23 protein-coding genes are annotated in these 24,865 nt (G+C 58.9%); 7 read left to right on the forward strand and 16 right to left on the reverse strand.

Annotation, left to right across the window (positions count from 1 at the left end; translation table 11 throughout):
* Window positions 1-9 precede the first annotated feature (9 nt).
* On the forward strand, window positions 10-930 hold the full coding sequence (locus tag ACTV8E_RS09340; RefSeq protein ID WP_443199290.1) for a bestrophin family protein: 921 nt from the start codon (window positions 10-12) through the stop codon (window positions 928-930).
* A gap of 82 nt (window positions 931-1,012) precedes the next feature.
* Here the strand turns inward: ACTV8E_RS09340 and putP are convergent, their stop codons facing one another.
* Window positions 1,013-2,503 (reverse strand): sodium/proline symporter PutP, encoded by a 1,491-nt coding sequence (gene putP / locus ACTV8E_RS09345; RefSeq protein ID WP_443199291.1) that lies wholly within the window; start codon window positions 2,501-2,503, stop codon window positions 1,013-1,015.
* Window positions 2,504-2,729: 226 nt separating this feature from the next.
* Window positions 2,730-4,769 (reverse strand): TonB-dependent receptor, encoded by a 2,040-nt coding sequence (locus ACTV8E_RS09350; protein ID WP_443199292.1) that lies wholly within the window; start codon window positions 4,767-4,769, stop codon window positions 2,730-2,732.
* 192 nt (window positions 4,770-4,961) lie between these two features.
* Here ACTV8E_RS09350 and lon point away from each other — a divergent pair, with 192 nt between their 5' ends.
* The 5 genes from lon (at window position 4,962) to ACTV8E_RS09375 (ending at window position 11,767) form a co-directional block, all read left to right on the forward strand.
* The gene (gene lon / locus ACTV8E_RS09355) at window positions 4,962-7,337 is read left to right on the forward strand and encodes an endopeptidase La (protein WP_443199293.1); all 2,376 of its coding nucleotides are present in this window, start codon (window positions 4,962-4,964) and stop codon (window positions 7,335-7,337) included.
* 256 nt (window positions 7,338-7,593) lie between these two features.
* Entirely contained in the window at window positions 7,594-8,760 is a 1,167-nt protein-coding gene (locus ACTV8E_RS09360; protein WP_443199294.1) for an acyltransferase family protein, read from the forward strand.
* A gap of 101 nt (window positions 8,761-8,861) precedes the next feature.
* Window positions 8,862-9,605, forward strand: a complete 744-nt coding sequence (gene cmoA / locus ACTV8E_RS09365; RefSeq protein ID WP_443199295.1) for a carboxy-S-adenosyl-L-methionine synthase CmoA — start codon at window positions 8,862-8,864, stop codon at window positions 9,603-9,605.
* On the forward strand, window positions 9,602-10,561 hold the full coding sequence (gene cmoB, locus ACTV8E_RS09370) for a tRNA 5-methoxyuridine(34)/uridine 5-oxyacetic acid(34) synthase CmoB (protein ID WP_443199296.1): 960 nt from the start codon (window positions 9,602-9,604) through the stop codon (window positions 10,559-10,561). Before cmoA ends, cmoB begins: the two co-directional genes overlap by 4 nt.
* Before the next feature lie 129 nt (window positions 10,562-10,690).
* Complete coding sequence (locus ACTV8E_RS09375; RefSeq protein ID WP_443199297.1) at window positions 10,691-11,767, forward strand: GGDEF domain-containing protein; 1,077 nt, start codon at window positions 10,691-10,693, stop codon at window positions 11,765-11,767.
* Between the two features lie 32 nt (window positions 11,768-11,799).
* On the opposite strand, the gene pdxJ is transcribed toward ACTV8E_RS09375, so the two are convergent.
* The 12 genes from pdxJ to rpoE form a co-directional block, all read right to left on the reverse strand.
* A complete protein-coding gene (pdxJ, locus tag ACTV8E_RS09380) occupies window positions 11,800-12,546 on the reverse strand; it encodes a pyridoxine 5'-phosphate synthase (protein ID WP_443199298.1) in 747 nt (248 codons plus the stop codon).
* The gene (recO, locus tag ACTV8E_RS09385) at window positions 12,539-13,222 is read right to left on the reverse strand and encodes a DNA repair protein RecO (protein ID WP_443199299.1); all 684 of its coding nucleotides are present in this window, start codon (window positions 13,220-13,222) and stop codon (window positions 12,539-12,541) included. Before recO ends, pdxJ begins: the two co-directional genes overlap by 8 nt.
* A gap of 57 nt (window positions 13,223-13,279) precedes the next feature.
* Window positions 13,280-14,176 (reverse strand): GTPase Era, encoded by an 897-nt coding sequence (era, locus tag ACTV8E_RS09390; RefSeq protein WP_251835038.1) that lies wholly within the window; start codon window positions 14,174-14,176, stop codon window positions 13,280-13,282.
* Window positions 14,169-14,858 (reverse strand): ribonuclease III, encoded by a 690-nt coding sequence (gene rnc / locus ACTV8E_RS09395; protein ID WP_251835037.1) that lies wholly within the window; start codon window positions 14,856-14,858, stop codon window positions 14,169-14,171. The genes era and rnc overlap by 8 nt, the downstream gene beginning before the upstream one ends.
* Window positions 14,855-15,232, reverse strand: coding sequence for a DUF4845 domain-containing protein (locus ACTV8E_RS09400; RefSeq protein ID WP_251835036.1), 378 nt, complete (start codon window positions 15,230-15,232; stop codon window positions 14,855-14,857). Before ACTV8E_RS09400 ends, rnc begins: the two co-directional genes overlap by 4 nt.
* Before the next feature lie 80 nt (window positions 15,233-15,312).
* The gene (gene lepB, locus ACTV8E_RS09405; protein WP_251835035.1) at window positions 15,313-16,170 is read right to left on the reverse strand and encodes a signal peptidase I; all 858 of its coding nucleotides are present in this window, start codon (window positions 16,168-16,170) and stop codon (window positions 15,313-15,315) included.
* 5 nt (window positions 16,171-16,175) lie between these two features.
* Window positions 16,176-17,975 (reverse strand): translation elongation factor 4, encoded by a 1,800-nt coding sequence (gene lepA / locus ACTV8E_RS09410; protein WP_443199300.1) that lies wholly within the window; start codon window positions 17,973-17,975, stop codon window positions 16,176-16,178.
* Between the two features lie 141 nt (window positions 17,976-18,116).
* Entirely contained in the window at window positions 18,117-19,547 is a 1,431-nt protein-coding gene (locus tag ACTV8E_RS09415; protein WP_443199301.1) for a DegQ family serine endoprotease, read from the reverse strand.
* A 28-nt stretch (window positions 19,548-19,575) separates the two neighbouring features.
* A complete protein-coding gene (locus ACTV8E_RS09420; protein WP_443199302.1) occupies window positions 19,576-20,031 on the reverse strand; it encodes a SoxR reducing system RseC family protein in 456 nt (151 codons plus the stop codon).
* On the reverse strand, window positions 20,028-20,963 hold the full coding sequence (locus ACTV8E_RS09425) for a MucB/RseB C-terminal domain-containing protein (protein ID WP_251835031.1): 936 nt from the start codon (window positions 20,961-20,963) through the stop codon (window positions 20,028-20,030). The genes ACTV8E_RS09420 and ACTV8E_RS09425 overlap by 4 nt, the downstream gene beginning before the upstream one ends.
* A gap of 12 nt (window positions 20,964-20,975) precedes the next feature.
* Window positions 20,976-21,560 carry a sigma-E factor negative regulatory protein gene (locus tag ACTV8E_RS09430; RefSeq protein WP_251835030.1) on the reverse strand — a complete coding sequence of 195 codons (585 nt, stop codon included), beginning with the start codon at window positions 21,558-21,560 and terminating at the stop codon, window positions 20,976-20,978.
* Window positions 21,561-21,590: 30 nt separating this feature from the next.
* On the reverse strand, window positions 21,591-22,175 hold the full coding sequence (rpoE, locus tag ACTV8E_RS09435) for an RNA polymerase sigma factor RpoE (protein ID WP_251835029.1): 585 nt from the start codon (window positions 22,173-22,175) through the stop codon (window positions 21,591-21,593).
* Window positions 22,176-22,537: 362 nt separating this feature from the next.
* Between rpoE and nadB the strand changes: the two genes are divergently transcribed.
* Window positions 22,538-24,157 (forward strand): L-aspartate oxidase, encoded by a 1,620-nt coding sequence (gene nadB / locus ACTV8E_RS09440; protein WP_443199303.1) that lies wholly within the window; start codon window positions 22,538-22,540, stop codon window positions 24,155-24,157.
* Here the strand turns inward: nadB and ACTV8E_RS09445 are convergent.
* Complete coding sequence (locus ACTV8E_RS09445) at window positions 24,126-24,578, reverse strand: protein YgfX (RefSeq protein WP_251835027.1); 453 nt, start codon at window positions 24,576-24,578, stop codon at window positions 24,126-24,128. The two genes, nadB and ACTV8E_RS09445, sit on opposite strands and share 32 nt — an antisense overlap.
* A complete protein-coding gene (locus ACTV8E_RS09450; RefSeq protein WP_443199304.1) occupies window positions 24,562-24,816 on the reverse strand; it encodes an FAD assembly factor SdhE in 255 nt (84 codons plus the stop codon). Before ACTV8E_RS09450 ends, ACTV8E_RS09445 begins: the two co-directional genes overlap by 17 nt.
* Window positions 24,817-24,865: the final 49 nt, after the last annotated feature.

Below are 24,865 nucleotides of genomic sequence, written 5' to 3' on the forward strand. Positions count from 1 at the left end.
TCCACGTAAATGATCGTTCGTCCGCGCCCTGGCGCGCTGCAGCTGTTTTTTATTGTTCGCGGTTCCATCCTTCCCCAAATTGCCCTCAAGATTGCCTTCATCAGCCTCCTGGCCTGCGCGGTGGTGGCGTGCTATGAAAACGGACTGCTCAACTCGCTCAAGGGCCTGAGCGCTCCCCCGTTCTCCCTGCTGGGTGTAGCGCTCTCGGTGTTTCTCGGCTTTCGCAACAGCACCTGTTACGACCGCTGGTGGGAAGCACGTAAACAGTGGGGCGAACTGATCATCCAGACCCGCAGCCTGGCCCGCGAATCCCAGGCGCTGCTGGTTGGCGAGCAGAACGCTGCGCTGCGCGAACGCCTGCTCAAGCGCAGCATTGCCTTCGCCTACGCCTTAGTGGCTCAGCTGCGTCACGAGGATACGCTCGCCGCCATTCGCGAGCGGGTCAGCGCCGAAGAGCTCGCTCGCCTGCAGACTCGGCGCAATGTGCCGGACTCCCTGCTGCACTGGATGCATCAGGATCTGGCTGCCTGCGTACAAGAGGGGCGCCTGAGCGATATTCTTTACCCGCGCCTGGCTGGGCACCTGGACGCCTTGGGCGCATCTCAGGCGATCTGCGAGCGGATCAAGAACACCCCGACCCCTTTCGCCTACTCGCTGTTGCTGCATCGCACCGCCTGGCTATTCTGCCTGCTGCTGCCGTTCGGCCTGGTCAGCTCGCTGCAACTGCTGACGCCGATCGTGGTGGCGATCATCGCTTACACCTTCTTCGGCCTGGATGCGCTGGGAGACGAACTGGAAGATCCGTTCGGCCTCGCCGACAACGACCTGCCACTCAATGCCCTGGTACGCAGTCTTGAAAGGGATGTGCTGGAAGTGCTCGGCGAGCCGTTGCCGGAACCGCTGCTGCCGCAGCGGTATGTGTTGAACTAAACCGTGGCGTGTTTCGCAAATCTTCGCTTGGCAAGGATGCGATTACTACCGGCCCGCAGAAGCGGGCCGGAAGATGCACACGTCAGATATGCGCGTCCTGATATTCCTTCTCCGCCACGTCAAAGCGTTCCTGGATCGCAGCATTGGGTTCCTTGTCCAGCAGGCTGAACACCACGATGGCCAGAGCCCCCAGGATGAAGCCCGGGATAATCTCGTACAGCCCCAGGCCAATGAAGTTCTTCCACACCACCACGGTGATCGCACCGACCAACATACCGGCCAGCGCGCCGTTGCGGGTCATGCGCTTCCATAGCACCGAAATCAGCACCACCGGACCGAAGGCAGCACCGAAGCCTGCCCAAGCATAGGACACCAGTCCCAGTACCTTGCTCTCCGGATTGTAGGCAATGCCAATGGCGATCAGTGCAATCATCAGCACCATGGCGCGACCGACCCAGACCAGCTCAGTCTGCGAAGCGCGCTTGCGCAGGAAGGACTTGTAGAAGTCCTGGGTCAGGGCGCTCGAGGAAACCAGCAGCTGGGCGCTCAAGGTACTCATTACCGCCGCCAGCACACCGGACAGGATCACACCGGCCACCCAGGGGTTGAAGAGAATCTTCACCAGCTCCATGAATACCCGCTCACCGTTCGCGGTCACGGGGCCGGCCACATCGGGATGGTCGGCGAAATAGGCGATACCGAAGAAGCCCACCGCCACGGCACCGCCCAGGCAGAGAATCATCCAGGTCATGCCGATGCGCCGGGCGTTGGGAATGGCCTTGACCGAGCTGGCGGCCATGAAGCGCACCAGGATGTGCGGCTGTCCGAAATAGCCCAGACCCCAGCCGAGCAGCGAGATGATGGCGATGAAGGACAGGCCCCTGAACATGTCGAAATTGGCCGGATCCTGCATGGCAATGGTGTCCATGGCCGCGCCGAAATCGCCGAGAGCCAGCACCACGAACAGCGGTGTAATCAACAGGGCAAAGATCATCAACGTGGCTTGCACGGTGTCGGTCCAACTCACCGCCAGGAAGCCGCCGACAAAAACATAAAGGATGGTTGCCGCCGCACCGACCCACAGGGCGGTATCGTAGGGCAGACCAAAGGTGGTTTCGAACAACCGCGCACCGGCCACCACGCCCGAGGCGCAGTAGATCGTGAAGAACACCAGGATCACCAGCGCGGAAAAGATGCGCAGCAGGCGGCTCTTGTCCTCGAAACGGTGAGTGAAGTAATCCGGCAGCGTCAATGCATTGTGGTTGTGCTCGGTATGCACGCGCAGTCGTCCGGCGACGAATTGCCAGTTAAGCCAGGCACCGATGATCAGGCCGATGGCAATCCAGCTTTCCGAAAGCCCGGAAACGAATATGGCCCCCGGCAGGCCCAGCAACAGCCAGCCACTCATGTCGGAAGCGCCGGCGGACAGCGCCGTGACGTAACTGCCCAGGCTGCGGCCGCCCAGAATGTAATCGTCGAAGTTCTTGGTGGCGCGATAGGCAATGAAACCGATGAGTACCATCGCCAGGATATACAGGACGAAGGTTACCCAGAGGGGGTTAGTGAAGGTCATGGCGTTTTCCTTATTCTTGCGGATGAAGAGAAGCCAGCTTCATCACGAACAAAAAATGCCAACTGGAGGCAGTTGGCACTCCCGGACAAACCGACATCTAACCAGAGCGTAGACTCTCTGACTCGGCTGTTGCGGGCGACAGGATTATCCATGACTTGTTGACCAAGCCATAGAAAATATCCCGACCAGCGGTACAACCGGGTCGGGATTCGAGCTGACCGGCGATTCAGAACGTCAGGCGCGCGCCCAGCGTCAGATTGCGTCCCGCCAACAGCACCTCATCCTTGATCAGTGAGCTGTGCTCGCGCGCCTTGGCGTCAAGCAGGTTATCGGCCTTGAGGTACAGCTGATAGTCGGCCTGGCTCAGGGTGCCGTGGTAGCCGAGGCTGGCGCCCAGTCTGTTGTAGCCGGCGGTTTCGGTTTCGAAGTCGGCAATGTCGTCCTGGCGCTGCATCCGGTAGAACTCCAACTGACCCTCCACGGATGCACCGAAGCTCTGCTCAAGGCGCACGCCCAGACGGCCGGCGGGTATGCGCGGCAGGGCGCCGCCGTCCTTGAGCTCGCCGCGCACACGGTCGCCGAACAGCGTGGCGGCGAAGCTTTCGTTGAACTGATGGCGCACCTCGCCTTCGACGCCACTCAAAACGGCATCTTCCTGACGGTATTCGACTTCGCGGTAACCGCCGCCCGGATGACGGCCAAGGTCGGCGGCATAGATGAAATCATCCACCTGGTTGCGAAACGCGCTGAGGGTAAAGGTGGTCGGACCAACGAACTTGCGTAGAGTAACTTCGGCGTTGTGGGAGGTTTCTTCCCGCAGCGCTAGATTGCCGCGCTCAATGGTCCGGCTGGCGGGATGCGGGCCGTAGGCATACAGCTCTTCGGCGGTGGGCAGGCGTTGTGCTCGGGACAGCGAGAAGCCCAGCGAATAGGCCGGCGCGAAGGTCCATACCGCGCCGGCCGAAAAGGAGCGACCGACATGGTCGGTGCCTACGTAGCCGGCTTCGGCATCGATTGTCTGCCATTCGTGACGCGCCCCCAGCTCATAGCGCCACGCGCCGGCGGTGTATTCCTCCAGTAGGAACAGCGCGTGGTTACGGGTCAGGGTTTGCGGCATGGGGTGTTCTGGGGTCAAGCGGGCGAAATCGCGCTCGCTGCTTTGTGCGCCCAGTACGCCATGCCAGCCCCAGAGCGGCTGGTGAGTCAGCTCGAGACGCGCGTCATGGGCTTCGCTGGCGAACACAGCCATCTTTTCGCCCGCCTCGATCTCGGCATGCCGATAATCGCTGTAGCCGACCCGCAGGCGCGCCAGTTCAAAGCCCGGTAAGGGATCAGTCAATTCGCCGCGCAGGTCCCAGCGATCCTGCTGCATGCTGATGTAGGGCACTGTGCCGCCATGCTCATGGCCATGTTCTTCTTCCTCATGGCCGTGGTCGTGATCGTGGTCATGGCCGTGTTCACCGCAGTGCCAATGATTGCCGTGCGGGTCGCAGTCAACGTGCGCATGAGCCAGCAGGCCGTAGCGGTTTTGCTGCCGGCCGTAGGCCAGGCCGAGGTAGCCACGCGCCCCAACGAAGCTGCCGCCCAGGCTATAGCTGTCGGTGTCGTTGTAGGAGCCGACCTGCTTACCGGCGGCACCCGGAATTTCATATTCATCCGCCTGGCGCTTGACGCCCTCGACGCGCACCGCAAAGTGGCCAGTCCCGGCGGTGAGTCCAAACACGCCGGCGCCTTCGTTCGCCACGCTGTTGGCGCGCATTTCCAGCTCGCCTTCGTAGCCTTTTTCCGGCACATGGGTGGGGACTTTCTTGTCGACCACATTGACCACCCCGCCGATGGCGCCGCCGCCATACAACAACGTTGCCGGCCCCTTGAGGACCTCGATGCGTTCGGCCAGGAACGGCTCGACACCCACCGCATGATCCTGGCTGACGGTCGACGCATCCATCACATCGACGCCATCGCTGAGCACTTTCACGCGACCGCCATCCAGACCACGGATCACCGGACGACTGGCACCTGCGCCAAAGCTGGCGGCATGCACGCCCGGCAAGCCATTCAGCGTTTCACCCAGGGTCGCTGCGCGGCGCAGGATCAGTGCGTCCTCTTCGAGCACCTCGGCTGGGGTGGTCATCTCATGGTTCTGCCGTGGCAGGGCGCTGGCACTGATCAGGCTGGTTTCAAGCTCGATGCGCTCGGCAGCCGTACCGGCCGGCATCCAGACAAAGCCGATGGCTAAGGCCATCCAAGGGTAACTGCGGGACATGGTGTGCTCTCAAAAAACGGCAGAGGGAACCCTGATCCAGACGCCTTGCACGCTGGCCAAGGATTGCGAGGGCGGCAAAGTTACCATGTTATATCGTAACGTTTATAGAAATTTTTGCCCCAACACCCACTGGTTGAAAACCTTCGCCATCAGTCCCATCTAGATAGGCAGGTCCTCTTTTTAGGTATTTCCATGAACGATCAGGCCAATGCCCCGGAAATTGTCACCGGACAACTCGCCCTGCCCGGTCAGGCTCTGCCAGACAAGCTATATGTCATCCCGGTCCACAATCGCCCCTTCTTTCCCGCCCAGGTCCTGCCCGTCATCGTCAATGAGCATCCCTGGAGCGAAACGCTGCAACGTGTAGCCAACACGGACCATCGCTGCCTGGCGCTGTTTTTCCTCGAGAAGCCCGCGTCGAGCGAGACAGTCGACTTCGATCCGGACAACTTGCCCGAACACGGCACCGTGGTGCGTGTGCACCATGCCAGCCGGGAAGGCGGCCAGTTGCAATTTGTCGCCCAGGGGCTGACCCGCGTGCGCATCCGTGGGTGGTTGCGCCGCAAGCCGCCGTATCTGGTTGAAGTGGATTATCCGCGCAGCGCCGAAGACTCGCGCGATGAGGTCAAGGCCTATGGCATGGCATTGATCAATGCGATCAAGGAACTGCTGCCGCTCAACCCGCTGTACAACGAAGAGCTCAAGAACTACCTGAATCGCTTCAGCCCCAATGACCCCTCACCGCTCACCGACTTCGCCGCCGCGCTGACCAGTGCGCCGGGCGATGAATTGCAGGACGTGCTGGACTGCGTGCCGGTGCTCAAACGCATGGAGAAAGTGCTGCCGCTGCTGCGCAAGGAAGTCGAAGTAGCGCGCTTGCAGAACGAACTTTCCGCCGAAGTGAATCGCAAGATCAGCGAGCATCAGCGCGAGTTCTTTCTCAAGGAACAGCTGAAGATCATCCAGCATGAGCTGGGCATCACCAAGGATGATCGCAGCGCCGATGCGGATGAGTTTCGCGCACGCCTGGTGGGCAAGACCGTACCGCCGACAGCGAAAAAGCGCATCGACGAGGAACTCAACAAGCTGTCGATCCTGGAAACCGGCTCGCCGGAATACGCTGTCACGCGCAATTACCTGGACTGGGCCACCAGTATCCCCTGGGGCGTCTATGGCAAGGACAAACTGGACTTGACCCGCGCCCGCAAGGTACTAGACAAGCACCACGCGGGAATGGACGACATCAAGCAACGCATCGTCGAGTTTCTAGCGGTCGGCGCCTTCAAGGGCGAAGTGGCCGGCTCCATCGTGCTCCTGGTCGGCCCGCCCGGTGTGGGCAAGACCAGCATCGGCAAGTCCATCGCCGAGACGCTGGGTCGGCCCTTTTACCGCTTCAGCGTCGGCGGCATGCGCGATGAGGCAGAGATCAAGGGGCATCGTCGCACCTACATCGGTGCCCTGCCCGGCAAGCTGGTGCAAGCGCTCAAGGACGTCGAAGTGATGAACCCGGTGATCATGCTCGACGAAATCGACAAGCTCGGCGCCAGCCACCAAGGCGACCCGGCCTCGGCGCTACTGGAAACCCTCGATCCGGAACAGAACGTCGAGTTTCTCGACCACTATCTGGACCTGCGCCTGGACCTGTCCAAGGTCCTGTTCATCTGCACCGCCAATACCCTGGACTCGATTCCCGGTCCGCTGCTCGATCGCATGGAAATCATTCGCCTGTCCGGCTACATCACCGAGGAAAAGCTGGCCATTGCCAAGCGCCATCTCTGGCCCAAACTGTTGGCCAAGACCGGCGTACCCAAGGATCGCCTGTCCATCAGCGATGCCGCCTTCAAGGCAGTGATCGAGGGTTATGCCCGCGAGGCTGGTGTGCGGCAACTGGAAAAACAGCTCGGCAAACTGGTGCGCAAGGCCGTCGTGGGCCTGCTGGAAGATCCTGAACGCAGCATCCGCATTGGTCCCAAGGATCTGGAAGAATCCCTGGGCGTGCCCATCTTCCGTCGCGAACGGCTGCTCGCCGGCGTCGGCGTGATCACCGGCCTTGCCTGGACCAGCATGGGCGGCGTCACCTTGCCGATCGAGGCGACCCGCATTCATACCCTCAATCGCGGTTTCAAGCTCACCGGCAAGCTGGGCGAGGTGATGAAGGAGTCGGCGGAAATCGCCTACAGCTATATCAGTTCCCACCTCAACCAGTACGGCGGCGACCCGGTGTTCTTCGACCAGGCCTTTGTGCATTTGCACGTCCCGGAAGGCGCAACGCCCAAGGATGGCCCGAGCGCGGGTATCAGCATGGCCAGCGCCCTGCTCTCCCTGGCCCGCAACCAGGCGCCGAAAAAGGGCGTGGCCATGACCGGCGAGCTGACCTTGACCGGACAGGTGTTGGCCATTGGTGGGGTACGCGAAAAGGTCATCGCCGCGCGCCGGCAAAAGATCTTCGAGCTGATCCTTCCCGAGGCTAACCGTGGCGACTTCGACGAGTTGCCGGATTACCTCAAGAGTGGCCTTACCGTGCACTTCGCGCAGCACTTTGCCGATGTGGCCAAGCTGCTGTTCTAACAGAACAACCAGGCGCCACGCGCCGCTCTAGACGCGGCCCGTAGCCCGTTTTTTCGCTGCTAAAAAATTCGGTAAAAACTCGCATCGGCTATTTTTTGGTCTACCGTGACTGAGTGCACAGTGAAACGCCAGAAATCTGGCGTTTCACTTCGCCGCGCAGGGAATGTCGGCATCGCACACTGCTCGAACATCATCCGTTCCGAAATCAGGACATCAACGGATGGTTAAAACGGGATCGACTGGAAGGGACTCGAAGATGCCTGCCGACCAACGCTTTACCGTTCTGGATAGTTTTCGCGGCCTTGCCGCCATCGCCATCGTGCTGTTTCACATGCCCATCCTGCTGGCGATCAGCGAGCTGGAGTTCTTTCGCAACGGGCCTGTGTTCATTCAATTTTTCTTCGCCCTGAGCGGTTTCGTACTGTGCCACGCCTATGCCCATCGCCTGACCAGTGTTGCGGCGCTGCGCGATTTCGCCATTGCTCGCACCTTCCGCCTGTATCCTTTGCACCTGTGCCTGCTCGGCCTGTTTCTGCTTCTTGAAGTCGGCAAGTTGCTGGCCCAGATCCAGGGCTCGTCGATCGAGGCGTTCAGCGGCAACGTCGCTCTTGAAGAAATCCTCCCCAATCTCCTGCTGCTGCAGGCCTGGCTGCCTGGAGCAGACAGCCTGTCGTTCAACGTGCCCGCCTGGAGTATTAGCGTTGGCTTTTACCTTAATATGATCTTCGGCTTGACCTTGGTGCTCATGCCACGTCGCAGCAGTCTGCTGTTCCTGCTCGTCTGCCTCGGGGCTTGCCTGAGCTTGCTGATGCACGTTCACGCGCTGGAAGGAGAAGTCCTCAAGGGAGTCGGCTGTTTCTTTGCCGGAGCTCTGCTCTACCGGCTATTCATGGGTTTGCGAGCCCTGCCACTGAGCCACACAGAATTCACCGTACTGGAGGTCAGCACACTGCTGGTGCTGGTGTTGGTTCTGGACAGCAGCTATCTCTACCGCGACTTGTTCGCCAGCTTGATGCTCTTGCTGACCATCTTCATCTTTGCCTTTGAAGGCGGCGTCGTCTCCCGATGGCTCAAGCAGCGCTGGTTGCAGGCTCTGGGCTTATGGTCCTTTTCCATCTATATGACTCACGTTGCCATCCTGGCCGCCTTGCAAGGGCTTGCCCTGCAGCTGTCGAAGTTGCCAGGACTGGAACACCTTGCGCCCTCCCAAGCCGAGCCTCACGGCATCGTCGCCATGGGTTACATCAGCACCCAAAACCTGTTACTTGATAATCTGATGGCAGTGGCCGCCGTGCTGGCTGTGATTCTGGTGTCGTCGCTGACTTACAAATATATCGAGCTACCGGGCATCCGCTTGGGCAAAAGACTGCAAGGCAAAGCCCCGCTGTCGCACTTCAGGGAAAAATCACACGCCATCAACTAGGTCGCCCGGCAGCGATGGCTCAGGCGGAGTGATAGAGAGCAAGCACAAGCTGTCACTCTTGGCTAAAATGCCTGCCTTTTCCGCACGACCGTAGTCTCGCCATGCGCCAGGAACCCGACCAGATTTTTGCCCAGCCGTTGGCCCAGGTAACGGACTTCGTCTTCAACGAAGACGTGGCCCGCGTGTTTCCCGACATGATCAAACGCTCGGTACCCGGTTACCCGACCATTGTCGAAAACATCGGCGTACTGGCTGCACGCTTCGCCCAGCCCGACTCCGTACTCTATGATCTGGGCTGCTCTCTAGGCGCTGTGACCCAGGCTCTGCGCCGTCATGTACGCAGCGAGCAATGCCGGATCATCGCCGTGGATAATTCCGCCGCAATGGTGGAACGCTGCCAGGAATACCTGCAGGCTCAAAATTCCATGTTCCAAGAGCTGCTACCCGTCGAGGTGATCGAGGCGGATATTCTGTCGCTGCAGTTTCAGCCAGCTTCACTGTTCGCCCTGAATTTCACACTGCAATTCATTTCTCCCATCCAGCGCCCCGAATTGCTGACCCGCATACATCAGAGCCTCCTGCCTGGCGGCGCGCTGATTCTTTCGGAAAAGCTGTGCTTCCAGGACCCTGAAGAACACGCACTGCTTACTGAACTGCACCTCGATTTCAAGCGTGCCAATGGCTACAGCGAACTGGAAATTGCCCAGAAGCGCAGCGCCATCGAGAACGTCATGCTGCCAGACAGCCTGGAGCAACATCGTGAGCGCTTGCTGGCAGCCGGCTTTACCAAGGTCATCCCCTGGTTCCAATGCCTAAATTTCGCCTCACTGATTGCCCTGCCATGATTGACCTGACGTCCCTGATCCAGCGGCTGTCCGGCACACCCCTGTCCGGTTGGGCAAGCACCCTGCAAACACAGCTCGACGCCAAACTGACCATCGGCCATGGCGACCTGCAACGCTGGCAACGGGCACTGGATGCCCTGCCGGCGCTAAGCCCGAGCCACGTTGAACTGGCAGAGGCGTTCCGGCTAGACGCCGGCTGCGAAGCACCTGTACGCGCGCAGTTGCGTGAGGCCTTGCTGGGCCTGTCGCCCTGGCGCAAGGGGCCCTTTGAGCTGTTTGGCGTGCACGTTGATACGGAATGGCGTTCGGACTGGAAGTGGGCGCGTGTTCGTCCGCATCTCGACCTGACCGGCAAGCGCGTCCTGGATGTCGGCTGCGGCAATGGCTATTACATGTGGCGCATGTTGGGCGCTGGCGCTGACAGCGTGATCGGCGTGGACCCCAACTGGTTGTTCTTCTGCCAATTCCTGGCCATGCAGTGCTACCTGCCGGATCTGCCCGCCTGGCATTTGCCTTTCGCCCTCGAAGAGTTGCCGGAGAAGCTGCAAGGCTTCGACACGGTATTCTCTATGGGGGTGCTCTACCATCGCCGCTCCCCCATTGATCACCTGCTGGCGCTCAAGGACTGCCTCGTCAAAGGGGGTGAGCTGGTGCTGGAAACCTTGGTGGTGAAGGGCGACGCCAATCAGGTGCTGGTGCCGGAAGACCGTTACGCACAAATGCGCAATGTCTGGTTTTTGCCTTCTGTGCCGGCGCTGGAGCTGTGGTTACGCCGCGCGGGCTTTGAAAACGTGCGCTGTGTCGATGTCAGCCAGACCAGCCTCGATGAACAACGCAGCACCGAATGGATGCGCTTTCAATCGCTGGCCGATTTCCTCGATCCTGCCGACTCATCCCGCACCGTTGAAGGTCTGCCGGCCCCGAGACGTGCAGTACTGATTGCACGCAAACCTTAAGCAACACATGTGGCGCATCGCTCAATTCGAGCTGCCTGATAAGCCACTAATAGCACACGGCTAGTAGCAAGCATTGCGAGGCCAGGCGAAGCGCGGCATCCTTGATGCAAAAGCTCGATATAAAAAAACATGGATCGATTTTTTGCACGCTTTTTACAGCGCTTGCGCACTGATTTTCAGCTTTCGATCATCAGTCTGATGGGCCTATTCGGTGTTTTGGGGATTTCGCCCTACGCCGTATACCGCCTGTTGGAGGGCAATTATCTGGTTGGAATCTCTGACCTTGTGATTGTCCTGTCGACCGTGGCCGCCGTCATATTTGCCTGGGTAACCGGCAATACGACCAAGGCAGGCCTCTACGTGTGCTGCGTATTTACCTGTCTGGCCACGCTGATCGCCATCAATCTGGGTGTGAATGGCCTGTTCTGGATCTATCCCTTGATCCTGTTCAACTTCTTCATGGTTTCGCCAGGCAAAGCCAGCATTGCCACCCTGCTGGTGTTGGCCGGCCTGATCGGCCATTCACTGTGGCAACCGGGTACCGTCTTCGAAAGTTACTACCAGATGGGCTCTTTCCTGGTCACCAGCCTGATGGCGTGCATCCTGACCCTGATATTTGCCTATCGCACTCAGCTTCAGCGCGAACAATTGCAGGTTCTTGCCATCCAGGACGGGCTGACCGGCGCCCGTAATCGCCGGGCGATGGATACAGATCTGAAAATCGCTGCCTCACGCAAACGTCGCCACGGTAAACCGCAAGCACTGCTCGTCATGGACCTGGATCATTTCAAACAGATCAACGACCGTTTTGGCCACCCTGCCGGGGATCAGGTCTTGATCGACTTTGTCCGCTTGATCAAACGCTCATCCCGTCAGGAAGACCTGCTCTACCGCTTTGGTGGCGAGGAGTTTCTCCTGCTTCTGCAGGACACCGAGCTCAGCGGCTTGCAAAGTGCTGCCGCACAGTTGCATCAACAGGTCCGCAGCGGTCTGCTGGGTCCCGGTGGACCGGTTACCGTATCCATGGGTGGCGCCGTCTTGCAGTCGTGTGAGCCCTGGACCAGTTGGCTACAGCGCGCCGACCGCTGCCTTTATCAGGCCAAAAGCACCGGGCGCGACCGCATCATCATCGATACCCAGGAAAGCCAGCCGCAGGCTTACGTCGATCCGCAATCCACACCACTCGTAGCCTCGACCGATACCTAAGGCTGGCTCCACAGTTCGCTTTACTTGAGAAATTAACGGTGCGCTGCAGCAGCGAGAATCAGCGCTTTCATTTCCTGAACCGCCGGCTTGAAACCGACGAACAAGGCATGAGCGACAATCGCATGACCGATGTTGAGTTCGTTGATTCCCGGGATTGCCGCCACGTCGTGTACATTGTGGTAATGCAGACCATGCCCGGCATTGACGATAAGCCCTAGCCGGCGTCCCAATGCTACGCCCTGACGAATCCGCTCCAGCTCCAAGGCCATTTCGGCGGGTGTGGTGGCATCGGCATAGCGCCCAGTGTGCAACTCGATGGCCGGTGCGCCGATGCGGGCAGCCGCTTCGATCTGCCGGGCGTCGGCATCGATGAACAGCGACACTTCACTGCCCAGTTCGGCCAGCATGGCCACCGCATCCCCAATTCGCTCCTCTTGGCCAACCACTTCGAGGCCACCCTCGGTGGTCAATTCTTGACGGGTTTCCGGCACCAGGCAGATATGCTCCGGACGGATGCGCTCGGCAAATGCCAGCATTGCCTCGGTCACCCCCATCTCGAAGTTCATGCGGGTTTGCAGGCACTCCTTGAGCAGGAGCACGTCGCGGTCCTGAATGTGCCGCCGGTCTTCACGAAGGTGCACGGTAATGCCATCGGCACCGGCTTCTTCGGCGTCCAGTGCGGCCTTGACCGGATCCGGATAGCGCGTCCCGCGTGCCTGACGCAAGGTCGCCACATGATCGATATTCACACCAAGCAGAATGCGCTGATTGTCAGACACGAGGAGGCTCCTTGATATTCATGAACAACTCGCGGCTGACCAGTGGTCGGCCGCCCAAATGTGGGGCGAGCGCCTGACGCATCAGGCGTTTGGCAGCCGCCAGCACTGCAGGGTCATTCCAGTCAACGGCGGCCATGGCCAGCAGATCGTGACCATGGAACACGCCGGGCTGGAATTCAACTGTACGCTCCAGGCCTGCCTCCGGCTTCAAGCGATAATAGGCTTCGGCTTCTATGGGTTGGCCGTGACGATCGAGGTCCAGGGCAAAGCCATAGCCAAGCTGCTCAAGCAAGCGCCACTCGAATGCGCGTAGCAGGGGTTGCAGCGCATGGCCGGCGGCCAGGGCCTGAAGAGTCAGGGCATAGTGCTCGAAGATGATTGGATGAGGGTCTTGCATCGGCAACAGACGAATCAGCAATTCATTCAGGTAAAGCCCGCTGAACAGTGCATCGCCGTGTAGCAGGTTCGGAACGCCTGCCGACTCCAATCGTGCCACGGTCTTGAGTTCGCCGCGCCCGCGCAACTCGATATCCAAGGGTAAAAAGGGCCGCGCCTGACTGCCGGACTTGCTTCGAGCGCCGCGCAGCACGGCCCGCAGACGACCCTCTGGGGTAAACAGGTCCACCAGAGCGCTGGTTTCCTTGTAAGCACGGGCGTGCAGGACAAAGGCAAGCATCAGGGGTTGACAGCCCGGGCAACCCTTGGGACGTTGGCTTGCCCGGCGCCGCTCACATCACTGTTCTCGGTAACCGAGCGAATGCAGGGCTCGCTCATCATCGGACCAGCCGCCCTTCACCTTGACCCACAAGTTAAGCATGACCTTGGAGTCGAACAGCACCTCCATGTCCTTGCGCGCGTCCTGGCCGATCTGCTTGATCCGCTCGCCTTTCTCTCCAATGAGAATTTTCTTCTGCCCGTCACGCTCCACCAGAATCAGCGCATGGATATGCAGAATGCGCCCTTCCTGCTTGAACTCTTCGATCTCCACGGTGATCTGGTAGGGCAACTCGGCGCCTAGCTGACGCATGATTTTCTCGCGCACCAGCTCGGCGGCCAGGAAGCGGCTGGAGCGGTCAGTGATCTGGTCTTCCGGAAAGAAATGCTCGTTCTCGGGCAGGTGCTCGGCCACCAGACGCTCCAGGGTGTCCAGATTGTGCCCGTGCAAGGCCGAAACCGGTACGACCTCAGCGTTGGGCAATTGCTCGGTCAGCCACTGCAAATGCGGCAGCAGTTCGGCCTTGTCTTCCATACGGTCGGCCTTGTTGACGGCGATGATCAGCGGGCCCTGGACATACTGCACACGGTCCAGTACCAACTGATCTTCGTCGGTCCAGCGCGTACGGTCGACCACGAACACCACGACATCCACGTCCTTGAGCGCAGAGGCCGCACTCTTGTTCATAAAGCGGTTTAGCGCTTTCTCGTTGTTCTTGTGCAGGCCGGGGGTATCGACGTAAATCGCCTGCACCGCGCCCTCGGTCTTGATTCCGAGCATGTTGTGGCGTGTGGTCTGCGGCTTGCGCGAAGTGATCGCCAGCTTCTGGCCGAGAATATGGTTGAGCAGCGTGGACTTGCCCACGTTGGGGCGACCGACGATGGCCACGTAACCGCAGCGACTGATATCAGTCATGAGCATTCTCCACGCCCAGGGCAATCAGCGCAGCGGCGGCGGATACCTGCTCGGCGATCCTCCGACTGGCGCCCTGCCCGCGGGTCTTGTCATTCAGCAGACTGATCCGGCACTCGACGAAGAACGTCCGGCAGTGCGGATCACCTTGTATATCCACCACCTCATATTGAGGCAGTTCACAGCCGCGCGATTGCAGAAACTCCTGTAGCCGGGTCTTGGGATCCTTGTTGGTATCCACCAGCGTCAGGCTTTCAATCTCAGCATCCAGCCAGGCCAGCACGCGCTCGCGCGCCGGCTCCATGCCGGCATCCAGGTAAATCGCGCCGATCAATGCTTCGACCGCATCGGCCAGAATAGAGTCGCGCCGATAACCGCCGCTTTTCAGCTCTCCCGACCCCAGGCGCAGGTATTCGCCCAGCTCGAAGCCACGTGCCAACAAGGCTAGGGTCTCGCCCTTGACCAGGCGGGAGCGCAGCCGGGAAAGCTGTCCCTCGCGTGCCTGAGGAAAGCGCTCGAACAGCGCCTCACCTGCCACGAAATTGAGGATGGCATCGCCGAGAAATTCCAGACGCTCGTTGTTGCGACCGGCAAAGCTGCGGTGTGTCAGTGCCAGGACCATCAGATCCTGATTGATGAAGGTGTAGCCGAGCTGACGCTCGAGACGGCTTAAAGGTGAGCTCACGGGATTCTTACGCGAAATTCTTTATCGAAGTGAACCACAAGATCGAGACTATCAATCAACGGTTCGCGCTTTTCATATTTCAACCGAGCATGGAACTGGTTATTTTCCACCCGCACGGTCAGTGCTTTGTCCATGTCCAGGTCGCGAATGTTGTTTACTTGCATGCCTTTGCTGACATGCCGGTAAAAATCGCCCACGGTACGAATATCTGCCGCCTGATCAGTCTCGACCGAGGCTATGATTTTTTCCATCGACAGATTGTCGAGATAATGCGGGATGACCTTGAACGCAGTGCTGGCAATAAACGCCACCACTGCCAGTACTACCATCCAGCTCAGCAGCGAAAGTCCTTTCTGCGAATGCGAGAACGTCATGAATCGACCTCATGTCGGAATTATCGGCAGCCAAGCCTATATAAAGCGGGCGATACCGTATTGCACGGTACCGCACAAATTCAATGGATCAGGCCGACACGAGAGAGGTTGGGCAGGTTGCCGCCCTTGGGCTCAGGCCAACTAAGCCACACAGCAAAGGCCTTGCCGACGATATTGCGGTCGGGAACCATGCCACGCAATTCCACAGCAAGGGCCGTATCGTTCCAGTAACGGCTGTCGTTGGAGTTGTCGCGGTTATCGCCCATCATGAAATAATGGCCATCCGGCACAGTCCATTCGCGGCTGGGTTCGATGCGATACCGCCCCATTTCCTTGCGAATCATATGCTCGGCAGCGCCCAGCTTTTCCTGATAGAGCCCAGCGTTGCCCAAGGTGCCCGGCTCTTCGCCCAGCCATTTCTCAGCTACCGGCTCGCCATTGATGAACAAGCGCTTTTCACTGCTGTAGCGCACCGTGTCACCCGGCAATCCCACAACTCGCTTGATATAGTTGATATTCGGATCGCTGGGGTAGCGGAATACCATCACATCGCCGCGCTGCGGATCACCAATATCGATCACCTTGGTATCCAGCACAGGCAGACGGATGCCGTAAGCGAATTTGTTGACCAGAATAAAATCACCCACTTCCAACGTCGGCTTCATCGAGCCAGACGGAATCTGGAAGGGCTCAACCAAAAATGAGCGCAATACCAGCACAATGGCTAACACCGGAAACAGTGATTTTCCGTATTCGACCAGCATGGGCTCCTTGCTGAGTTTCTCAACCACCTGAGGATCAGGCTCGCCCTGCAACTGGCCCTGGTAGGTGCTGATCACCGCACGCCGACGAGGCGCCAGCACCAGCATATCCAGCAGGGCCAAGGCCCCGCATACCGCAACGGCAATGACCAGTAACAGCGGAAAATTGATCGACATGGGTCTTAGCTATCCACCTTGAGAACGGCAAGAAACGCTTCCTGAGGAATTTCCACGTTGCCGACCTGTTTCATCCTTTTCTTACCAGCCTTCTGCTTTTCCAGCAGCTTGCGCTTACGGCTCACGTCGCCGCCATAGCACTTGGCCAATACGTTCTTGCGCAGCGCCTTCACGGTCGTACGCGCAACCACCTGACCGCCAATGGCTGCCTGGATTGCCACGTCGAACATCTGTCGTGGAATCAGCTCTTTCATCTTTTCGGTCAGCGCGCGGCCTTTCTGGTTGGCACGGTCGCGGTGCACGATTAGCGCCAGGGCATCCACCTTCTCGCTATTGATCAGCACATCCAGGCGGACCAGATTCGCTGATTGGAAGCGATCGAAGCTGTAGTCCAGTGAGGCATAGCCGCGGCTTACTGATTTCAGGCGATCGAAGAAGTCCAGCACCACTTCGTTCATCGGCAAATCGTAGCTGACTTGTACCTGACTGCTGAGAAATTGCATGTCGCGCTGCACGCCGCGCTTCTCGATGCACAGGGTAATTACGTTACCCAAGTGCTCCTGCGGGACAAGGATATTGGCGCGCACGATGGGCTCGCGCATATCGTTGATCGCCGCTGGATCAGGCAGCTTGGACGGGTTGTCGACATAGATCGTCTCGCCGCTCTTCAGTTCCACCTCGAATATTACGGTAGGTGCGGTGGTGATCAGATCGAGATTGTACTCGCGCTCCAGTCGCTCCTGGATGATTTCCATGTGGAGCATGCCGAGGAAGCCAATGCGGAAACCGAAGCCAAGCGCATCGGAGCTTTCCGGCTCGTATTGCAAGGCGGCATCGTTAAGGGTCAGCTTCTGCAAGGCTTCGCGGAAGGCCTCGAAATCATCGGAGCTGACTGGAAACAGGCCGGCGAACACCTGCGGCTTGACGCGCTGGAAGCCAGGCAGCATCGCCACATCCGGCGTGGCAGCCAATGTCAGCGTATCGCCCACCGGCGCACCGTGAATATCCTTGATGCCAGCAATGATGAAACCCACTTCGCCAGCTTTCAGGTCGGCGGTTTCGGTGTGCTTCGGACTGAAAACCCCCACGCTGTCCACCTGGTGCAACTTGCCCGTGGACTTGACCAGAATCCTGTCACCCTTTTTCAGCCGGCCATGCTTGACCCGCACCAGCGACACTACGCCTAGGTAGTTGTCGAACCAGGAGTCAATGATCAACGCCTGCAAAGGTGCGTCGATCTCGCCTTGCGGCGGCGGAATCACCTTTACCAGACGCTCCAGCACATCATCCACACCCATGCCGCTCTTGGCGCTGCAGGCCACGGCATCCGTAGCGTCGATTCCGATGATATGTTCGATTTCGTCTTTGACCTTGTCCGGATCGGCCTGGGGCAGGTCCATCTTGTTGAGCACCGGCATGACTTCCAGGCCTTGCTCGATGGCGGTGTAGCAGTTGGCGACCGATTGCGCTTCGACACCTTGGCCCGCGTCCACGACCAGCAAGGCGCCTTCGCAGGCGGCCAGGGAGCGGCTGACTTCATAGGTGAAGTCGACGTGGCCGGGGGTGTCGATGAAATTCAGCTGATAGGTTTTACCATCCCGTGCGGTGTAATGCAGGGTAACGCTGTGCGCTTTGATGGTAATGCCGCGTTCACGCTCCAAGTCCATGGAGTCCAGAACCTGGGATGCCATTTCGCGCTCGGACAGGCCGCCGCACATCTGAATGAAACGATCGGCCAGGGTGGACTTGCCGTGGTCAATGTGGGCAATGATGGAAAAATTGCGGATGTGGCTAAGATCACTCACAGATCAACACTCGAAAGGGGCTGCGGGAACTCCCGCCGAGAAATAGCAGGGAATTCTACCCGAAGGCTGCACCCAGCGTCACGTCTACCTGCAGCGAACAAAAAAGGGCGATTGCTCGCCCTTGCTTTGGTTAGACAAAAACTATTCCGACAACTTGAAGGTAATAAAGCTGGCGCGACCCTGACGCAGCACACGCATGGATACCGAGCGATTCTTTGGCAGTTCCTTGGCCACCTGCGTGAAATGCTGAGCGGATTTGATTGCCTGATTGCTCAAGTGGGTGATGACATCGCCTGGTCGCAGGCCGATCAGCGCGGCCGGGCCGTTGCTTACTTCCTTGATCAGCACACCGCCTTGCAGGTCCAGCGCTTTTTTCTGCTCGCTGTTCAGGTCCACGACCGTGACACCGAGCCGATTGCTGCTGCTTTCGACTCCACTCCCCGGCGTGCCAATGGCAATCTCCTCGCCCTCTTCTGGCAAGGCGCCAATCACTACCTCCAGCGTCTTTCGCGAGCCGTCACGTACCACTTCCAGCTTGGCCTTGTCACCAGGCTTGATGCCGCCCACCAAGTGGGGCAGATCGGCCGACACGACGATCTGTCGTCCATTAAGGGTGAGAATTACATCGCCGACCCGCAGCCCACCCTTGGCCGCCGGACCTTCTTCCAGAACCTGCGCGACCAGCGCACCTGCCGGCTTGTCGAGACCGAAGGATTCAGCCAGGTCCTTGTTGACCTCTTGAATCACCACGCCTAGCCAGCCACGGCTGACCTTGCCGGTATCTTTCAACTGGTTGGCCACGTCCATCGCGACATCAATCGGAATGGCGAAAGACAACCCCATGAAGCCGCCAGACCGGGTGAAAATTTGTGAATTGATGCCGACCACTTCACCGTTCAGATTGAACAACGGACCACCACTGTTACCAGGATTGATCGCCACATCGGTTTGGATAAACGGTACATAACTTTCATTGGGGAGGCTGCGACCTTTGGCACTGACAATGCCTGCCGTCACCGAATAGTCGAAACCGAACGGTGAGCCAATGGCTAGCACCCACTCCCCGACCTTCAGGTTGTCAGACTTGCCCAGCTTGACCGTGGGCAGGTTGCGCCCTTCGATTTTCAACAACGCAACATCACTGCGCGGGTCGGCGCCGATCAGCTTGGCTTCCAGCTCACTGCGATCGGACATGCGAACGAGAATTTCATCCGCATCGGCAACCACATGGTTATTGGTCAGCACATACCCATCCGCAGAGATGATGAAACCAGACCCCAGCGATTGAGCTTCCTGCTGCCGACCGTTGGGCGAGCGCGGTATTTGTGGAATATTGCGTTCAAAGAATTCACGAAACAGTGGTGGCAGGCCTTCCAGATCCGGAATCAACTGCTGCCCAGCCTGATTACGCTCCGGTAATTTCTGCCGAGTGCTGATATTGACCACTGCCGGCCCAGCCTGCTCCACCAGCTCGGTAAAGTCAGGCAGATCTGCCTGCGCTACCGTTGCCAGGGCCAGCATTAGCATAGCCATCAGACCACTCAGATAAGACTTGACCTTCACTTTTGACATAAGACTCCCCTGCTAGCAGCAAAACTGCTCAGTAGACACTCGAAGTGCCTGCGAGCAGAGCACGCAGCACGACAGGCTGCAGTGCTGGATCATCCGCCGTGCGCCGACTGCGCCAGCGAATGTATAACCAGGAACACAGTAATCCGCCCAGACTGGCCATAATTATGTGCGGTTCGGAACCACCCAGCGCCTGCACCAACAAAGCACAGAGAAAGAGGCTGAGCAAAGGCAATAAATAAACCAACAGGGAGCCGCGTAACAAGAGCTCTTCACGTACGCCAATAGCCACGCTATCGCCAACATCCAATTGCAAATCGGTGAGAGCCCGCACATGCCCTCGGCGGCTTCCGACCCCCAACTTGTCCATCATTCCCTGACCACAACCGGCATTGGCCGAACAAGTGGAACAGGTGCTTTTGCGCACGGTCTCAACCCAAACCGCGCCAGGCTCGACTGCAACGACCCGCCCTTGCTCTTCGATCACTGCGAACTGTTCCCTGACTCCGAACGCATCGATAGCGCAATCCGCTCGGCAGTGCCGACAGGAATCTCGCCGACTACGGTAACCATCAAATCACCGTTTGCCGTGGAAAGGCGGCGCGAGACAGTTGCAGTCGGCCCCAACTGGCTGCGCACATCGGCGATTTGCGCATCGCCCAATGGCTCGAGGAAAATTGAAAATCGCGCCAAACCATCGCCGTACATCAGCCAGGCGACAGGGGCGGCTTCGGCAGAGGCACGCTGCTCGACAATCTGATTGAGAACAAACCCGGCAGGCAGCCAATCAGAACGCCAGGACTTTTCGGACAGCTGACGCGAATCGCGAACTTCCACCGGCTCGCATTGCTGGCTGGGCTGCACCATCGCCAACGATGCACCTTCCTGGAATTCAACATACTGGAAGCGCTCCAAAGGCTGGCCCTTTTCATTGAGCAACAACGACTTGAGCGGTAATGCCGTTTCGCGATCCAGATGAAGCTCAAAACCATAGCGATGCTGATCGCGCGGTATCAGCGCCAGCACCACAGCAGCGCGACCGGCAACCCGGGAATTGCCCGCCACACGCATCTCATACCATTGATTAAGCTGGCGCGTGTCCAGATTGCGTACCGACCACCGCTCTTCGATCAATGGACTGACCAAGCTGCCATTCATACAGGTGAGTCGACCATTGGTACGCAATGTTTCGTGAGCGGGGCCATCCAACTGCAACATACGTTCCTGAACGCTGTTCGAGGCGACATGACGCCAAATTTCATGGCTGGAAAAACTGCCATTGCGCTCATAAACGAAGGCTCCATGGAAGCCTGTTTGTTGTTCCGCTGCTTGTAGCCGTAGCAACCAATCCTGAGCATCTGCCCAAGCCGATTGCCCAAGCAGCGCACTGACTCCAAGCGCAAATGAAAGAAAACGCATGAGGTTCCTTTTTTAGCGATTTTCCAGACTAGCAGCCCGAGCGGAAGGCAAAGCACTTTCCTCGCCACGCCCCGATTGCTGTACATGCTGACGCAGGTAGTCGGCCAGACGCTGGTCATGCCAGCTCGGCTGCGCTCCTTGCTCAGCCATTACAGCTCCGGACTCACCCTCGGCGCTATACCCGGCCAGCACGGCAGGTCCCTGCACATGCGGAATGATTAGATTATTCGATGGAGCAGTTTGCTGCGCCATTTCAGCACCCGTGATCTGGTCCTGGTTGTAAAAGCGCACGCCTGCAAGGACGGCCAGCGTCACCGAAGCGGCAATAGCCAGACGCCCCAGTCCGCTCCAGCGCGACCGAGACCCAGACGGCTCTGGCATCTTTTCATCTGCCAAAGCAGCCATCACACCCGCTGCGATATCCAGCCGCGGCTCTTGCAGTTCCTTATGTATGACAGCGCGCGCGATTTGATAACGCGACCAAATGGCTCGCAACTCGGACTCGTCACTGGCGGCGAGCACTCGATGCAATTCCAATTCGTCCGCTTCGTTATCCATCACCGCGGACAGCGATTCCCGCAGAGACTCACGATTCATGGTTTCCTCTCTTGGCATTTGGCCGCCATCTCAGGCTTGTTCATGCAACAGGGGTTGCAAGGCTTTATCGATAACCTCTCGCGCCCGAAAGATGCGCGAGCGTACGGTTCCTACAGGGCATTGCATGACACTGGCTATGTCTTCATAACTCAGGCCATCAAACTCACGCAACGTCAGCGCCGTGCGCAAATCTTCCGGTAATTGTTGGATGGTTCGATGCACAGTGGTTTCGATTTCATCTCGCAACATGGCGCGTTCTGGCGACTCGATATCCTTGAGGGCATGATCACCCTCGTAGAATTCCGCGTCCTCAGCACTGACATCGTTATCTGGTGGCCGCCGACCGCGAGCAACCAAGTGATTCTTCGCCGTATTGATGGCGATGCGGTACAGCCAGGTGTAAAAGGCGCTGTCACCCCGGAAATTTCCAAGCGCACGATAGGCTTTTATGAACGCCTCCTGAGCAACATCCTGAGCTTCATGAGTGTCATGCACGAACCGTACGATCAGGCCTAAAATCTTGTGTTGATACTTCAGCACAAGCAAATCGAAAGCCCGCCTATCTCCTCGCTGAACACGCTCAACAAGCTGCTGATCCTGCTCCTGGGTTAGCATGAACGCTCCTCTCTGACCCCGGAGAACTTCCGCACTCGTTGGTGGCCTGGCTTACACAGATAGACCCAAGCGTTACGCAAAAGTTCTCCCCCTCCAAGCAAGCTTCGTGCAGGGTTTATCAATTCGTGGCACAAGCAAAAAGCGCCTGCGCGTGTATAAAAAGTCATCTCTGCACGAAATGCGATATTGAGCCCTCGCTAAAGGCCTCTTGTTTGTAGCCCTGATGCGCTCAGGTCTCCAGCATCCTTCTATGGAAAGCCGCCGTCGGCAAAAGTTCCATGACCCGATGCGACGCCATACAACTATTTTGTCGTTTCAGCCCTCGATATACTAGCGACCGCCATCTCGCCTAAGGCCCAGCCATGCGCCAACACTTGCAGCACGACGTCTTGATAATCGGCAGTGGAGCAGCCGGCCTCACGCTGGCCCTGACCCTCCCCGCGCACCTACGCATTGCAGTGTTGAGCAAGGGTGAGCTGGCCAATGGCTCGACATTCCATGCCCAGGGCGGAGTGGCTGCGGTTCTGGATGACCGCGACACCGTCGAGTCTCATGTTGAAGATACCCTGATCGCCGGCGGCGGACTGTGTCGCCAGGACGCCGTTCGCTTCACCGTGCAGCACAGCCGTGAAGCGATCCAATGGCTGATCGACCAGGGCGTACCCTTCACTCCCGATGATGGCAGCGCCGACAGCGAAGACAATGGCTTCGCCTTTCACCTGACCCGTGAAGGCGGCCACAGCCATCGGCGCATCATCCATGCCGCCGATGCCACCGGCGCGGCCATCTTTACCACGTTACTGCACCAGGCTCGCCAGCGGTCGAATATCGAACTGCTGGAACAGCGCGTGGCCATCGACCTGATCACCGAGCACAAACTGGGTCTGTCCGGACAGCGCTGCCTGGGTGCCTATGTACTCAATCGCGAGAGCGGCGAGGTGGATACTTATGGCGCCCGCTTTACGGTGTTGGCCACGGGCGGCGCCGCCAAGGTTTATTTGTATACCAGCAACTCCGATGGCGCTTGCGGAGACGGCATTGCCATGGCCTGGCGGGCAGGCTGCCGGGTCGGCAATCTGGAATTCAACCAATTTCACCCAACGTGCCTGTACCACCCTCGGGCGAAGAATTTCCTGATCACCGAGGCCCTGCGCGGCGAAGGCGCTCTACTCAAGCTGCCCAACGGTGAACGTTTCATGCCGCGCTTCGACAGCCGTGCCGAACTGGCACCACGGGATATCGTCGCCCGCGCCATCGACCATGAAATGAAGCGCCTGGGTATCGATTGCGTATACCTGGACATCAGCCACCGGCCCACGGACTTCATCAAGAATCACTTTCCCACCGTGTACGAACGCTGCCTGGAGTTCGGCATCGACATCACTCGCGAGCCGATTCCCGTAGTCCCGGCTGCGCACTACACCTGTGGCGGTGTGCTGGTCGACTCGTGCGGACACACCGATGTCCCGAACCTCTATGCCATTGGCGAAACCAGCTTCACCGGATTGCACGGGGCCAATCGCCTGGCCAGTAATTCGCTGCTGGAATGCTTCGTGTACGCCCGCTCGGCGGCTGCCGACATCCTCGAGAAGCTCGAACAGATCAGGTTACCCACCACCCTGCCCAGCTGGGATGCCAGCCAGGTGACCGATTCCGACGAAGACGTCATCATCGCCCACAACTGGGACGAATTGCGGCGTTTCATGTGGGACTACGTGGGCATCGTGCGCACCACCAAGCGCCTGCTGCGCGCCCAGCACCGCGTCAATCTGCTGTTGGACGAGATCGATGAGTTCTACAGTAATTACAAGGTGAGCCGAGACCTGATCGAGCTGCGCAACCTGGCCCTGGTAGCCGAACTGATGATCAGGTCGGCAATGGAGCGCAAGGAGTCCCGCGGGTTGCATTACACCCTGGATTATCCCCACCTGTTACCCGAAGCACGGGACACTATTCTGGTGCCACCCACCTACGTCGAGTGAACTTCAGGCGCAGGCGCAGGCGTCGATGATCATCACGCGCCAACGCATCGCGGGGAATGCACACCCCGCGCCGCCAGCGCTCGCCGGGCAGGCGGTAATGCAGGACGATCAGAACGGGCAAGGCCAGGCTATCAGGGCGCAGCTGCACCGGGCGCCAGCCGGCCTGTGCGCTCCACAGTTGCCAGCCACGCGAATCATGACGCAACCCGCGCACCGCGTGCCTTGAGCGCAACAGGATATGTCGTGGCAGCACCCATAGGGCATGCCCGCCGCACGCGATTACACCGAGCGCGACCCAGCCGCCAGGCAGGTCGGCAAGCAGTAGCGCGACCAGCGCCAGCAGCCAGGCGAACAGGTAGGCCGCCAGCAAGCTCCCAGAGGGCTGCCAGCGACACTCGAAAACGTCACTTGGGTTGGACACGGTCCAGAATGATTTTCACGATGCGGCGCAGATCCGGATCCTGAGGCTCTTCGCGCTGCATGAACCAGCCAAACATGTCCTGGTCCTCGCATTCCAGCAGTTGGCGATAGCGCGCCTGATCTTCGGCATCTAGGTGCGAGTAAGCCTCCCGCACAAAAGGCACCAGCAGCACATCCAGCTCCAGCATGCCACGGCGGCTGTGCCAGAAAAGTCGGTTGAGTTCGATATCGTCGGCCATGGGAGGCTCCTTTCACGTAAGAGCGGCAGTATAACGAGCCGGCTCGCCC

Source organism: Pseudomonas sp. B392_1p (genome assembly GCF_052245235.1).
In the GTDB taxonomy this organism is placed as follows: Bacteria; Pseudomonadota; Gammaproteobacteria; order Pseudomonadales; family Pseudomonadaceae; genus Serpens; species Serpens gallinarum.